12 protein-coding genes are annotated in these 13,989 nt (G+C 71.7%); 8 read left to right on the top strand and 4 right to left on the bottom strand.

Annotated features, from left to right (window positions below; genetic code table 11):
* The first annotated feature begins 283 nt into the window (after positions 1 to 283).
* Entirely contained in the window at positions 284 to 1,126 is an 843-nt protein-coding gene (locus QP089_RS33450; RefSeq protein WP_285917115.1) for a CbiX/SirB N-terminal domain-containing protein, read from the top strand.
* A gap of 94 nt (positions 1,127 to 1,220) precedes the next feature.
* On the opposite strand, the gene QP089_RS33445 is transcribed toward QP089_RS33450, so the two are convergent.
* Both QP089_RS33445 and QP089_RS33440 read right to left on the bottom strand, forming a co-directional pair.
* On the bottom strand, positions 1,221 to 2,018 hold the full coding sequence (locus tag QP089_RS33445; protein WP_285917113.1) for an enoyl-CoA hydratase/isomerase family protein: 798 nt from the start codon (positions 2,016 to 2,018) through the stop codon (positions 1,221 to 1,223).
* Positions 2,019 to 2,022: 4 nt separating this feature from the next.
* The gene (locus QP089_RS33440) at positions 2,023 to 2,925 is read right to left on the bottom strand and encodes an SDR family oxidoreductase (protein ID WP_285917111.1); all 903 of its coding nucleotides are present in this window, start codon (positions 2,923 to 2,925) and stop codon (positions 2,023 to 2,025) included.
* Positions 2,926 to 3,196: 271 nt separating this feature from the next.
* On the opposite strand from QP089_RS33440, the gene QP089_RS33435 reads away from it, so the two are divergent.
* Positions 3,197 to 4,279 (top strand): NAD(P)H-dependent amine dehydrogenase family protein, encoded by a 1,083-nt coding sequence (locus tag QP089_RS33435; protein WP_285917109.1) that lies wholly within the window; start codon positions 3,197 to 3,199, stop codon positions 4,277 to 4,279.
* 3 nt (positions 4,280 to 4,282) lie between these two features.
* On the opposite strand, the gene QP089_RS33430 is transcribed toward QP089_RS33435, so the two are convergent.
* Positions 4,283 to 4,951, bottom strand: a complete 669-nt coding sequence (locus QP089_RS33430; RefSeq protein WP_285917107.1) for a DedA family protein — start codon at positions 4,949 to 4,951, stop codon at positions 4,283 to 4,285.
* Positions 4,952 to 5,206: 255 nt separating this feature from the next.
* On the opposite strand from QP089_RS33430, the gene QP089_RS33425 reads away from it, so the two are divergent.
* The 6 genes from QP089_RS33425 to QP089_RS33400 all read left to right on the top strand — a co-directional run bounded on the left by QP089_RS33425 (position 5,207) and on the right by QP089_RS33400 (position 12,926).
* Positions 5,207 to 6,127: a glutathione S-transferase family protein gene (locus QP089_RS33425; RefSeq protein ID WP_285917106.1), complete on the top strand. Its 921-nt coding sequence runs from the start codon at positions 5,207 to 5,209 to the stop codon at positions 6,125 to 6,127.
* Between the two features lie 107 nt (positions 6,128 to 6,234).
* The gene (locus QP089_RS33420; RefSeq protein WP_285917104.1) at positions 6,235 to 6,906 is read left to right on the top strand and encodes an AIM24 family protein; all 672 of its coding nucleotides are present in this window, start codon (positions 6,235 to 6,237) and stop codon (positions 6,904 to 6,906) included.
* 341 nt (positions 6,907 to 7,247) lie between these two features.
* On the top strand, positions 7,248 to 10,976 hold the full coding sequence (locus QP089_RS33415) for a multifunctional oxoglutarate decarboxylase/oxoglutarate dehydrogenase thiamine pyrophosphate-binding subunit/dihydrolipoyllysine-residue succinyltransferase subunit (RefSeq protein WP_285917102.1): 3,729 nt from the start codon (positions 7,248 to 7,250) through the stop codon (positions 10,974 to 10,976).
* A 94-nt stretch (positions 10,977 to 11,070) separates the two neighbouring features.
* Complete coding sequence (locus tag QP089_RS33410; RefSeq protein ID WP_285917101.1) at positions 11,071 to 11,250, top strand: DUF6104 family protein; 180 nt, start codon at positions 11,071 to 11,073, stop codon at positions 11,248 to 11,250.
* Between the two features lie 115 nt (positions 11,251 to 11,365).
* On the top strand, positions 11,366 to 12,190 hold the full coding sequence (locus QP089_RS33405) for a DUF4097 family beta strand repeat-containing protein (protein WP_285917100.1): 825 nt from the start codon (positions 11,366 to 11,368) through the stop codon (positions 12,188 to 12,190).
* A 1-nt stretch (position 12,191) separates the two neighbouring features.
* Complete coding sequence (locus QP089_RS33400) at positions 12,192 to 12,926, top strand: PadR family transcriptional regulator (protein ID WP_285917099.1); 735 nt, start codon at positions 12,192 to 12,194, stop codon at positions 12,924 to 12,926.
* A 64-nt stretch (positions 12,927 to 12,990) separates the two neighbouring features.
* Here the strand turns inward: QP089_RS33400 and QP089_RS33395 are convergent, their stop codons facing one another.
* Positions 12,991 to 13,959, bottom strand: coding sequence for a zinc-binding dehydrogenase (locus QP089_RS33395; RefSeq protein WP_285917098.1), 969 nt, complete (start codon positions 13,957 to 13,959; stop codon positions 12,991 to 12,993).
* Between the last annotated feature and the right edge of the window lie 30 nt (positions 13,960 to 13,989).

Below are 13,989 nucleotides of genomic sequence, written 5' to 3'. Positions count from 1 at the left end.
TAGGGTGGCCCGATCATAGAGGCGCGACGCGACGCCTCCGCAACCCCTTGGCCACCTTTCGTCCGTATTCCGAACTCGCATCAGTTAGCGACAAATCGGAACATCTGCGTCATTTCCCTCTGTTGCCGGGCGCCGATGGGCCATACTCTGCTGTTTCGCCCGCCGATCGCGGCCCGGCACGGGAGGGAGACCGACGATCAGTACAGGCAGCCACGGCGCGCCCGGATCGACCGGCCGGAGCGCGAGGCCGACTCCCGCGCCCGGGAGCGTTACCATTCCCGCCGTGAGTCCCGAAAGCCAGGCATCCGAGGCACTTCCGTCGCGACGCCGCCGCGCCCCCCGCGGCGGCCGACATCGCGGCGACGAATCCTTCCTGCTCCCCCCCGGATCCCCCGCGCTCGTCCTGGCCGTGCCCGGCCCCGCCCGGCAGGGCGGCGGCGAGCTCGCCGCCGAGCTCGCCAGGCTCGTGGAGATCGAGCACACCGGCCAGCCCGCCCAGGTCGGGCACCTGGACGGCGACGAGGGGAACCTGCGCGCCGTCCTCGCCGGGCTGCGCCCGCAGCAGGACGAGCTCGCGGCCGTGGTGGTGCCGCTGTCCACCGGGCCCGACCCGGCGCTGGACGCCGCCGTCCGCGCCGCCGTCGCCGCCGCGCCGGTGCACGCCGTCGCCGCCGAGCCGCTCGGCCCCCACCCGCTCATCGCCGAGGCGCTGCACGACCGGCTCGCCGACGCCGGCCTCGCCCGCGCCGACCGGATCCGGATGATGACGATGGTGACCGCCGCGACCGGCGTCATCGTCGCCACCCCCGGCGACGCCACCGCCGTCCGGCAGGCCGAGGTCACCAGCGTGCTGCTGGCCTCCCGGCTCGCCGCGCCCGTCTTCACCGCCTCGCTCGCCGACGAGGCGGGCGTCCGCGCCGCCGGCGAGCAGCTGCGCGCCGCCGGCGCCGCGTCCGTCGCGGTCGCGCCGCACCTCATCGGTCCCGAGCCGGAGGCCCGCCTGGTGCCCGCCGCGGCCGCCGCCGTCGGCGCCGCCTACGCGGCCCCCCTCGGCGCCCACCCGGCCCTGGCCCGCCTCGCGGCCCTCCGCTACGTCGAGGCCCTTTCACTGGCCCTGGCTGAGTAGCCCAGGGGGGCGGTCCCCTGGAATCCCCGTTGCGGCCGCCGTTCATGCGCGTCCGGCCGGACCCTTTCGGGCCCGGCCGGAGGTGGGGAACGGGCTAGCGGTTCTTGAACTCGGGTGGGCGTTTCTGCAGGGTGGCGGTCATGCCCTCGGCGAGGTCCTCGGTGAAGAACGCCAGGGCCTGGACGCCGGTCTCCGCGGCGATCTGCTGGCGCAACCCCGGCACGTCCAGGGACATGTTCAGCAGTTCCTTGGTGCGGCTCAGCCCGTACGGGGATTTGGCCAGCAGCTCGTCGGCGAGGGCGTGCGCGGCGGCGAGGTCCTCGCCCTCCGCGCAGATCTCGGTGACGAGCCCGAGGGCCTCGGCGCGGGCCGCGTCCAGGCGCTGCGCCCGGTAGGCGATCTCCGCGGCCTTCGCCGGGCCGACCAGGCGCGGCAGCAGCCACGACAGCCCGCAGTCCCCCGCCGAGAGGCCGAGGTTCACGAACGGGACGACGAACCGGGTGGTCGGGTCCGCGACCCGCAGGTCGCAGGCCAGCGCCCAGGACACGCCCATGCCCGCGACCGGGCCGTGCAGCGCCGCGATCACCGGCTGCGGGATCTCCCGCAGCCGCGCGGTGACCTCGCCGCCGCGGGCGATGCCGCGGTAGAGCCGCTGGGCGCGGCCCTCCCTGGTCTCGCTGCCCGGGTCGCCGCCCTGGATGTCCATGCCCGAGCAGAAGCCGCGTCCGTCCCCGGTGAGCACGACGACCCGCGTCTCCGGGTCGCGCGGCAGCTCGTGGAGGACGTCCAGCATCCGCTCGGTCAGCGCGCCGTCGACGGCGTTCAGCCGCTCCGGGCGGGACAGGGCGATGGTGAGCACCCCGTCCCGCCGGTCGAGCCTGATCCCGTCCAACGGCTCAGGAGGTCAGCTGCTGGATGAGCGGGCCCATCTGCTCCATCGGGTTCTTGAACACCGCGAGCGGCTCGTTGGCATTGATCGCGGCCCAGTTGTCCCGGACGGCCTCGACGGTGAGGGTCTCCTTCTGCCCGTAGCCGGGGCCCTCCGCCACGAAGATCTTCGCGATCCGGCCGCCGCCGACGGTGTAGACCTCGCCGGTGTCCTCGTTGGACTCGTGCACCAGGTAGGCGACGAGCGGGGTGACCTGGTCGACGCCGAGCTTGTCGGCGAAGTCGGCGGGCAGCAGGTCCTCGGTCATCCGGGTCCAGGCGACCGGGGCGATCGCGTTGGCCTTGATGTTGTACTTGGCGCCCTCCTGCGCGAGGGTCTTGGTGAACCCGACCAGGCCCATCTTCGCGGTGGCGTAGTTGGCCTGGCCGAAGTTGCCGAACAGGCCCGCGGGCGACGAGGTGTTGACGATGCGGCCGTAGGCGTTGTCGCGCAGGTGCGGCCAGGCGGCGCTGGAGACCAGGAACGAGCCGCGCAGGTGCACGGCGATGACCGCGTCGAACTCCTCCACGCTCATGTTCTTGAACGACCGGTCGCGCAGGATGCCCGCGTTGTTGACGACGATGTCGAGCTTGCCGAACGCGTCCAGCGCGCTCTGCACGATCGCCTGCGCGCCCTCGGGGGTGGCGACGTTGTCGGGGTTGGCGACGGCCTCGCCGCCGTTCTTCTTGATCTCGTCCACGACCTCCTGGGCGGGACCGGCGGAGGCGCCGACACCGGACCGGTCGCCGCCGAGGTCGTTGACGACGACCTTCGCACCGCGCGCGGCGAGCTCCAGCGCGTGCTGGCGGCCGAGGCCGTGGCCCGCCCCGGTCACGACCGCGACACGGCCGTCGTAGCGCAGTTCCGACATCTCTGTCTCCTCACATCGCACCGACTACGCCCCCAGGTAATCATCCGGGGGTTACCCAGTGGTACCACTAAACCGAATCGCGCTCGGCCGCGGCCCCCTCGGTTGCCTCCCCGGGGCGGGACGGGAGCAAGCACCGGGGGCCCTGGGACTTCTGCGAAAACTTGCGGCAAATGCCGCATTTCCCGGAACGTACGGCGTAGTGTCCACATCCACCCGCGCAACCCGGCCCGGTCCGCACAGGTGCCGCCTCGACATCGGAGGTCCCGTCTCGATGAGCCCTGCCGACGCGTCCAGCACCGGTCCCCGCCCGTACCGCGTCGTGCAGTGGGCGACCGGCACCCTCGGCCGCGCGGTGATCCGCGGCGTGCTCGACCGGCCCGGCCTGGAGCTCGCCGGCGTCTGGGTGCACACCCCGGCCAAGGACGGCGCCGACGCCGGGCTGCTGGCCGGCCGCCCGCCCACCGGCGTCACCGCCACCCGCGACCTCGACGCCGTCCTCGGCCTGGACGCCGACTGCGTCGTCTACGCGCCCGGACGGGCCGGCGACCCGCTCGGCGACCTCGACACCGTCTGCGCGCTGCTGGCGTCGGGCAAGAACGTGATCTGCATGAACGGCCTGGTCTACCCGCAGGCGCACGGCCCGTCCCTGGTCAACGAGCTGGAGCAGGCCTGCAAGCGGGGCGGCTCGTCGGTGCACGGGACCGGCTTCAACACCGGGTTCATGGCGGACGTGATGCCGCTGGTGCTGTCGCGGCTGACCCGCCGCATCACCCACGTCTACTCCCGCGAGTGCTCGGACTTCGCCCGCCACCCGTCCTGGCGGATGGTCCACCACATGCTCGGCTTCGGCAAGGACGAGGACGCGTTCCTGCGCTCGCTGCGTCCCGCCCGCACCGCGATGCGCTCGCTGTACACCGAGAGCCTGCACCTGGTCGCGGCGGGCCTCGGCGTGGACCTGGACGAGATCGACGTCGACGTGGACCACCGGCTCGCCGGCACCGACCTGGAGGTCACCGCCGGCCGGATCCCGCGCGGCACCGTCGCCGCGGCCCGCTGGACGTTCAGCGGGCTGGCCGGCGGCCGGCCGGTGATCAGCGTCGAGGTGATCCACAAGGCGGACGCCGCGCGGCTGCCCGACTGGGGCGACCCGGGCCACTCCGTGCGGGTGCACGGCCGCCCGTCCATCACCTTCACCACCGACGACGAGTGGGTGTCCGACGAGGTCTCCGCCGCGGCGGCGCACGCGCTCAACACGATCCCCGTGCTGTGCGCCGCCGAGCCCGGCATCCGCACCTACCTCGACCTGCCGCCGGTCACCGGCCGGATGGAGCCTCCGGTACCGGGCGGCCGGTGACCGCTAGGGCAGGATCTGCTCCACGCGCGGCTCCGCCCCGGCGTCCTCCGCCTCGGCCTCGTCCTGCGCCTCCCGGCGGTGCCGGCGGACGCTCCACACCACGATCGCGACGACCGCGACCACCGCGAGCCCGATCGCCAGCCCGCGCCCGGCCCACTGCGCGGCCCGGTCGAACGCCTCCCCGGCGAAGTAGCCGCCGAGCGTGAACGTGACCACCCAGGTGACGCCGCCGAGGAAGTTGAACAGCAGGAACTTCGGATACGGGAGCCGGGAGCTGCCGGCCAGCGCCGGCATCAGCGCGCGCAGCAGCGCGGTGAACCGGCCGATGAACACCGCCACGGCGCCCCGCCGCCGGATCAGGTCCTGCGCGCTCTCGACCTTCGCCCGGTGCTTGCTGATCGCCCTGATGTCCAGCAGCCGCGGGCCGTACTTCTTGCCGATCTCGTAGCCGACCGAGTCCCCGGCGACGGCCGCGGCGATCGAGATGACCAGCAGCAGCGGCAGCGAGAGCGTGCCCTGGCTGGCCAGCACGCCGCCGACCACCACCGCCGTCTCGCCCGGGAAGACGAAGCCGACGAACAGCGCGGCCTCGGCGAACACCAGCGCGGCGATCAGGCCGTAGACCAGTCCCGGCGGCAACCCGTCCACCAGGGTGTTGAAAGTCTCGAGCATGGTCCCCCGCCACCTCGTCCGTTCCGGGCCGCCTCTGCCTCCGGCCCTGCTGCGTGCCATGCGATCGTGGGAGCCCGTTTCGCCCGGGCCACGACGGATATCGTATGCGCGGGGACCGGAACCCAGGATCCCCCGAGAGAACGACTTGCCGGTGGCCGAAGTGCCAGGGTCCCGGCGGCCGGCCTCCTCCCCGGGTCGCGGGCGCCCCTCCCCCGAAGGCCACGCCGCACCACCGACCTTGGGAAGGAACCGGACATGACCGCACAGGAAGTCGAGCGGGGCCGCTTCGTCCGGCAGCCGAACCGCTTCACCGACCGGATCACCGCCGACGGCTCCAGCGGATACCCCGCCGAGCCCGGCCGCTACCGGCTGTTCGTCTCCTACGCCTGCCCGTGGGCGCACCGCTCGCTGATCGTCCGGCGGCTGCTGGGCCTCGAAGAGGCACTGCCCGTCGCCGTCGTCGACCCGATCCGCGACGAGCGCGGCTGGCGGTTCCCCGACCGCGACCCGGTGACCGGCGCCGAGTTCCTGTCGGAGCTGTACCTGGCGAGCGACCCGTCCTTCGAGGGCCGCTACACCGTCCCGTGCATCTGGGACACCGCGACCGGACGCCTGGTCACCAACGACTTCCCCAACATCACCACGATGCTGGAGACCGAGTTCACCGCGTTCCACCGCCCCGGCGCGCCCGACCTGTACCCCGAGGCGCTGCGGCCCGAGATCGACGAGCTGAACGACCTCGTCTACAACACCGTGAACAACGGCGTCTACAAGGCCGGGTTCGCCACCGCGCAGGACCCCTACGAGGACGCCTTCGACGCGCTCTTCGCCACCTTCGGCCAACTGGAGGAGAGGCTCGCCGGCAGCCGCTACCTGTTCGGCGACCGCATCACCGAGGCCGACGTCCGCCTCTACCCGACGCTCGCCCGCTTCGACGCCGTCTACTACTCGCACTTCAAGTGCAACCTGCGCCGCCTCGTCGACTACCCGAACCTGTGGGCGTACGCGCGCGACCTTTACTCGGTGCCCGCGTTCGGCGATACGACGAACTTCGACCACATCAAGCGGCACTACTACGTCACGCAGCGCAACATCAACCCGTCCGGCGTCGTCCCGAAGGGCCCGCTGACCGACTGGACGGCCCCGCACGGCCGCGATGCCGCGGGCCCGGGCTGACGGCCGGGAACCGAACGCCGCTCACTTCACGTCGTACCGGTCACGCACCGTCGTTATGCTGGCGGATCTCCAGAACGATCACGATGTGAGAGGCAGAACCCCCGACTATGCGCAGCCAGTTCTTCGGAAACATGGACCAGGGGCAGCAGCTCCCCGGCCACTTCGCCCTCCAGAACTCCAAGATGCTCCGCGTCCACCTCAACGGGGACGTCCTGGCCCGGCAGGGTTCCATGGTCGCCTTCCAGGGCCAGATGGAATTCGACTACGAGGGCGCCGGAGGCATCGGCAAGTTCATCAAGAAGGCCGTCACCGGCGAGGGCGCCCCGCTGATGCGCGTGCGCGGGCAGGGCCTGCTGTTCGCCGCGCACGACGCCGCCGACATCCACCTGTTCTACCTGGAGAACGAGGGCCTCACCGTCAACGGCGCGAACATCCTCGCCTACGACTCGCACCTGCAGTCCGACATCCAGCGCGTCCAGGGCGCCGGCATCGCCGCGGGCGGGCTGTTCAACACTACCCTCCAGGGCACCGGCTGGGTGGCGCTCACCACGCACGGCACCCCGGTCATGCTCGACTGCGGCCGCGCACCGACGTTCGCCGACGGCCAGTCCGCCGTGGCGTGGAGCACCAGCCTGCAGGTCGGCGTCAACCGCACCTTCAAGGCCGCCGCGCTCATCGGCCGCGGCAGCGGCGAGGCCATGCAGCTGGCCTACCAGGGCCAGGGCTTCGTCCTGGTCCAGGCCAGCGAGGGCCCCACGGTCCCCCCGCACACCCACTGAGCAGTCCTGCACTGCCCTCGGCAACCTGAGGAAGAGCTTCAGCCCCGGCCCGGGTTGAAGCTCCTCAGCCATCAGGCCACGGAGATAAGGCCTCAGCCACTACCCTCGACCACAGGTGACCCCAAGCGCCGCGATCGCGAGCGAAGCCAAGTTCGAGCGAAGCGAGAACTTGATCGCGTAGCGAGGCCCCCAGGGCCGAGTCGGAGCGATGCAGCGATCGCAGCAGTGCCCGCCGAAGGAAGGCCCTCCAGGGCCTGACGCCAAGGGCACTGCAATAGGCAGAGTAGCCTTGATAGGTCTCATAACTCACCTGCGAGCTGCGGAAGAGGGCGATCTCCGCCGTGTCGACAGAGTCGTCGCAAACTAGTGCCGACCCAAAGATCACAGATTTCGGTGCCAACGAGTGGCTGGTCGACGAGCTGTACCAGAAGTACCTCGAAGACCCCAACTCGGTTGACGAAGCCTGGTGGAACTTCTTCTCGGACTACCAGCCGGACTCCCGGCCGTCGTCCGTGACCCCCGCGTCCCCCGGCGCACCCCGGACGGGCACCGAAGCGGCGGCCGGCGCGGCCGCCAACGGCACCGCGGCCGCTCCGCCGACACCCCAGGCCCCGGTGTCGCCGCCGAAGGCCCCGGCCCCCTCGGACGGGAAGCCGGCGCCGAAGGCCGAGAAGCCGAAGGCCGAGAAGCCGGCGCCGCCGCCGGTGCCGGCGGGCGCCGAGGAGGTGCGGCTGCGCGGCGTCGCCGCGCGGACGGCCACCAACATGGAGGCCAGCCTGGCGGTGCCGACCGCGACGAGCGTGCGCGCCGTCCCGGCCAAGCTGCTGATCGACAACCGCATCGTCATCAACAACCACCTCAAGCGCGGCCGCGGCGGGAAGGTCTCCTTCACGCACCTGATCGGGTACGCGATCGTCAAGGCGCTCGCGGCGATGCCGGAGATGAACGCCGCGTTCACCGAGGTCGACGGCAAGCCGGTGCTGGTCCGGCCGGAGCACGTCAACTTCGGGTTGGCGATCGACCTGCAGAAGCCGGACGGCTCCCGGCAGCTGGTGGTGCCGAGCATCAAGGCCGCCGAGACGCTGGACTTCCGCCAGTTCTGGGCCGCCTACGAGGAGATCGTCCGCAAGGCGCGCGGCAACAAGCTGACGATCGAGGACTACCAGGGCACCACGATCAGCCTGACGAACCCGGGCACGATCGGAACGGTGCACTCGGTGCCGCGGCTGATGCCCGGCCAGGGCACGATCATCGGCGTCGGCGCGATGGAGTACCCGGCCGAGTTCGCGGGCGCGTCGGAGGACACCCTGGCCCGCATGGGGATCAGCAAGGTGATGACGCTGACCTCCACCTACGACCACCGGATCATCCAGGGCGCCCAGTCCGGCGACTTCCTGCGCCGCATCCACCAGCTGCTGCTCGGCGAGGACCGCTTCTACGACGAGATCTTCGAGGCGCTGCGCATCCCGTACGAGCCGGTGCGCTGGGTCAAGGACATCTCCGCCGGCCACGAGGACGACGTCGCCAAGATCGCCCGGGTGCACGAGCTGATCCACGCCTACCGGGTCCGCGGCCACCTGATGGCCGACACCGATCCGCTGGAGTACAAGCAGCGCCGCCACCCCGACCTCGACATCCTCAAGCACGGCCTCACGCTGTGGGACCTGGAGCGCGAGTTCGCGACCGGCGGGTTCGGCGGCGAGCCGACCATGAAGCTGCGCGACATCCTCGGCGTGCTGCGGATGGCGTACTGCCGGACGGTCGGCATCGAGTACATGCACATCCAGGACCCCGAGGAGCGCGCCTGGATCCAGGAGCGCGTCGAGGTCCCGCACGAAAAGCCGTCCCGCGAGGAGCAGCTGCACGTCCTGCGCCGGCTGAACAGCGCCGAGGCGTTCGAGACGTTCCTGCAGACCAAGTTCGTCGGGCAGAAGCGGTTCTCGCTGGAGGGCGGCGAGTCGGTCATCCCGCTGCTGGACTCGGTGATCTCCGCGGCGGCCAAGGCCGGCCTGGACGAGGTCGTCATGGGGATGGCGCACCGCGGCCGGCTGAACGTGCTCGCCAACATCGTCGGCAAGTCCTACGGGCAGATCTTCGGCGAGTTCGAGGGCAACCTCGACCCGCGCAGCGCGCAGGGCTCCGGCGACGTGAAGTACCACCTGGGCGCGTCCGGCGACTTCGTCGCCGACGACGGCTCGAAGATCCACACCGAGCTGGTCGCGAACCCCTCCCACCTGGAGACGGTCGACCCGGTGCTGGAGGGCGTCGTCCGCGCCAAGCAGGACCTCCTGGACGTCGGCGAGGCCGGGTTCACGGTGCTGCCGATCCTGATCCACGGCGACGCCGCGTTCGCCGGGCAGGGCGTGGTCGCCGAGACGCTGAACCTGTCGCAGCTGCGCGGCTACCGCACCGGCGGCACCGTGCACGTGATCATCAACAACCAGGTCGGGTTCACCACCGCGCCGGAGTACTCGCGCTCCAGCGTGTACGCCACCGACGTGGCCCGGATGATCCAGGCGCCGATCTTCCACGTCAACGGCGACGACCCGGAGGCGTGCGCGCGGGTGGCGCGGCTGGCGTTCGAGTACCGGCAGACGTTCAAGAAGGACGTCGTCATCGACATGGTCTGCTACCGGCGCCGGGGCCACAACGAGGGCGAGAACCCCTCGTTCACCCAGCCGCTGATGTACGACCTGATCGACGCCAAGCGCTCGGTGCGCAAGCTGTACACCGAGGCGCTGATCGGCCGCGGCGACATCACCGTCGAGGAGGCCGAGCAGGCGCTGCGCGACTACCAGGAGCAGCTGGAGCGCGCCTTCACCGAGACCCGCGAGGCGGCGAAGAAGCCCCTGGAGCCGGGTTCGGTGGTGAAGCCGGACGTCGAGGAGCGCATCCCGATCGACCACGGCAAGGCCGGCACGGCGATCCCGCAGGAGACCGTCAAGCGGATCATCGAGACGCAGGTCAGCCTGCCGGAGGGCTTCACCCCGCACCCGCGGCTGCAGCCGATCCTGCAGCGCCGCGCGCAGATGATCGAGGACGACGCGATCGACTGGGCGACCGGCGAGCTGCTGGCGATGGGCTCGCTGCTGATGGACGGCCACCCGGTGCGGCTCGTCGGGCAGGACACCCGGCGCGGCACGTTCGGCCAGCGGCACGCGGTGCTGGTGGACCGCAAGACCGGCGAGGAGCACACCCCGCTCAAGCAGTTCGGGCAGGGGGTGTCGAAGTTCTACGTGCACGACTCGCTGCTCAGCGAGTACGCGGCGATGGGCTTCGAGTACGGCTACTCGATGACGCGCCCGGACGCGCTGGTGGCGTGGGAGGCGCAGTTCGGCGACTTCGCCAACGGCGCCCAGTCGGTGGTGGACGAGTACATCTCCTCCGGCGAGCAGAAGTGGGGCCAGCGCTCCAGCCTGGTGCTGCTGCTGCCGCACGGCTACGAGGGCCAGGGGCCCGACCACTCGTCCGCGCGGATCGAGCGGTACCTGCAGCTGTGCGCGCAGGACAACATGACGGTCGTCTACCCGACGACGCCGGCGAACTACTTCCACGTGCTGCGCTGGCAGGTGCTGTCCGGCCGGGGCAAGCCGCTGGTGGTGTTCACGCCGAAGTCGCTGCTGCGGCTGAAGGCGGCGACGTCGCCGGTCGCCGAGATCACCGCCGGCGCGTTCCAGCCGGTCATCCCGGAGAGCAACCCGGCGGTGGACCCGGCGGGCGTGAAGCGGGTGCTGCTGACCACCGGCAAGATCTACTACGACGTGGCGAAGGCGCGCGACGCGGCGGGCGCCAACGACACGGCGGTCGTCCGGGTCGAGCGGCTGTACCCGCCGCCGGTCGACGAGATCAAGGCGGAGCTGGCGAAGTACCCGGCCGGCGTCGAGGTGGTCTTCGTCCAGGACGAGCCGGCGAACATGGGCGCCTGGCCGTTCATGGCGCTGAAGCTCCCGCACCACATCGAGGGGCTGAAGATGTCGCGGGTGTCGCGCCCGGCGTCGTCCTCGCCCGCCGTGGGCTCGGCCAAGCTGCACCAGGCCGAGCAGGAGGCGCTGCTGTCCAGGCTGTTCTGACGCCGTCACCGACGTAGAGGGCAGCCACATGCCGCTCCGCGTCCCGCCGCCACGGCGGCGGGACGCGGAGCGGCTGCGTTAGAGGGATATCCGCATGTACTTCACCGATCGGGGCATCGAGGAGCTCGCCGAGCGCCGGGGCGCCGAGGAGGTCAGCCTGACGTGGCTGGCCGAGCGGCTCCGCGAGTTCGTCGACCTGAACCCCGAGTTCGAGACGCCCGTCGACCGCCTGGCGACCTGGCTCGCCCGCCTGGACGACGAGGACGAGGACTGACGTCCGCCGGCCCGCGGCGAACGGGCGAACCCGGAGACGCGATACATCTTGACTTTTCCTTGACGCGACATATCGTGTCAGGGACAGGGACCGCTCGCACGAAGGGCATGACGCGATGTCGCGCTGGACGATCGACGAACCGGCCACCCTCGACTTCGACGGCGTGGTCGCGCTGCGCACCACACTGATCGCCGGGAACGTCTCCGTGCTCGCCTCCGACGAGCGGCCGTCGGTGATGGTCGGCGAGATCGAGGGGCCGCCGCTGGTGATCTCGCATGAGGCCGGGATGCTGACGATCACCCACGAGCGGCTCTTCGAGGGCGTGCTGAGCTGGCTGCGCACCCGGCACGCCCGCGCCGCGATCACGGTGACCGTCCCGCACGACTGCCCGGTCACCGTGAACCTGGTGTCCGCCGACGCGGTGATCACCGGGCTGACCGCGCGCACCTCGATCAAGTGCGCGTCCGGCGGCATCACGCTCGACGGGGTGACCGGCGCGGTGGACGCCAACACGGTGTCGGGCGCCATCGAGGCGCAGGGCCTGGACGGCACGGTGTCGTTCACCTCCGTCTCCGGCGACCTGGCGCTGGCGGGCGGCGCGGTCGAGCGGCTCACCGCCCGCACTGTCAGCGGCCGCATCGCCGCCGACATCGACCTGATCGGCGACGGCCGCGTCGACGTCAACACGGTCTCCGGCGAGGTCGCGCTGCGCGTCCCCGAGTCGGCCGGCGCCCGGGTGTCGCTGAACGCCGCCGCCGGCCGGATCGAGACCTCCTTCCCCGAGCTCGGCCGGGCCGACCGGGCCGTCGCCACCACCGTCTCCGGCAAGATCGGCGACGGGTCGGGCCGGCTGTCGGTCAACTCGGTGTCGGGCTCGATCACCCTGCTCGGCCGCGAGGACGACGCCCCGCAGGTCCGCACCCCGCGAATGGAGAAGTGAGTTGAGCCCCGTTTTCGGCCACGGCCGGCTCCGGCTGTACCTGCTGAAGCTGCTGGAGGAGAGCCCCCGGCACGGCTACGAGGTGATCCGGATCCTGCAGGACCGCTTCCTCGGGGTGTACTCGCCCTCCCCCGGGACGATCTACCCGCGGCTGGCCCGGCTGGAGGCCGAGGGCCTGGTCACCCACGAGGTGCTCAAGGGCAAGAAGGTGTACTCGCTGACCGACGCGGGCCGCGAGGAGCTGGAGCGCCGGATGGACGAGCTGGCCGAGCTGGAGGAGGAGATCACCGCCTCCGCGCAGGAGTTCGCCCGCGGCGTCCAGCAGGACGTCCGGCAGACCGTCCGGTCGCTGCGCGAGGAGCTGACGCAGGCCGCGCGGACGATGCGCGACCAGGGCAGGTCCACGTCCAAGGACGCGTGGAAGGAGAGCGCCGACCGGCAGAAGGACGAGTGGCGGCGGCAGAAGGACTTCTGGCGCGAGCAGAAGCAGGCGTGGAAGGAGGAGTGGCGGCAGAACTGGGAGGACGCCTGGAAGACGGCGACCGGCAGCCGCGAGGACATCGCCCGCCTGAAGCTGGAGAGGCTGCTGCGCCGGTTCGTCGAGGACGTCCGCAAGGCCGCCAAGCGCTCCCGGCTCGACGACGACGACCTGGCCGCCGTGGAGGCGCTGCTGGCGGAGACCCGCGACCGGCTGCGCACCGAGATCCTCGACCGCGACCTCGACGCCCGCGACTGACCGGCGCTGCGGCGAGTCGTTGTTACGAGCCGTCCCATAAGAACGACTCGCCGCACCTCGACGGTCAGGGGGTGAAGACGATCTTGCCGAAGAGGTCGCCCTCCGCCATCGCGGCGAAGCCGTCGCGGGCCTCGCTCAGCGGCAGCGTCCGGTCGATCAGCGGGCGGGTGCCGGTCTTCACCAGGAACCGCGCGAGCCGCTCCAGCTGCTCCCGGGTGCCCATCGTGGAGCCGACGACCTGGAGCTGCAGGAAGAACACCCGGTTCAGCTCGGCCGGGGGCACCTGGCCGCTGGTGGCGCCCGACACCACGATCCGGCCGCCGGGCCGCAGCGACTTCAGCGAGTGCGACCAGGTCGCCTCGCCGACCGTCTCGATGACTGCGTCGACCCGCTCGGGCAGCCGCGCGCCGGACTCGACGGCGACGTCCGCGCCGAGCTCCAGCGCCCGCTTGCGCTTGCCCTCGCTGCGGCTGGTCGCGAACACCCGGAACCCGGCCGCCGACGCCAGCGCGATCGCCGCGGTCGCGACGCCGCCGCCCGCGCCCTGCACCAGCACCGTCGAGCCGGGCTGCAGGCCCGCCTTGTCGAACAGCATCCGGTAGGCGGTCAGCCACGCCGTCGGCAGGCACGCGGCCTCCTCGAACGACAGCTCCGCCGGCTTGCGGACGAGGTTGCGGCGCGGCACCGCGACCTTCTCGGCGAGGGTCCCCGGGTACTGCTCGGACAGCAGCGACCGCTTCGGGTCGAGGGTCTCGTCGCCGCCGCCCCGGTCCGGGTCGCCGATCACCGAGTGCACGATGACCTCGTTGCCGTCCTCGTCGACGCCCGCGGCGTCGCAGCCGAGGATCATCGGGAGCCGGTCGGCGGGGAGCCCGACGCCGCGCAGCGACCACAGGTCGTGGTGGTTGAGCGCGGCGGCCTTCACCGTGACGGTCGTCCAGCCGTCCGGCACCTCGGGATCGGGCCGCTCACCCAGCGTCAGCCCGTTCAGCGGATTGTCTGCGTCGATCTGTGTGGCCGTGACAGCGAACATGGACGCACACTAACCGCCCGCCCGGAACGC

The sequence above is a fragment of the Actinomadura opuntiae genome (genome assembly GCF_030283205.1).
Taxonomy (GTDB): Bacteria; Actinomycetota; Actinomycetes; order Streptosporangiales; family Streptosporangiaceae; genus Spirillospora.
Note: the sequence above shows the minus strand (reverse complement) of the source record. Positions and strands in the feature narration are given on the sequence as shown.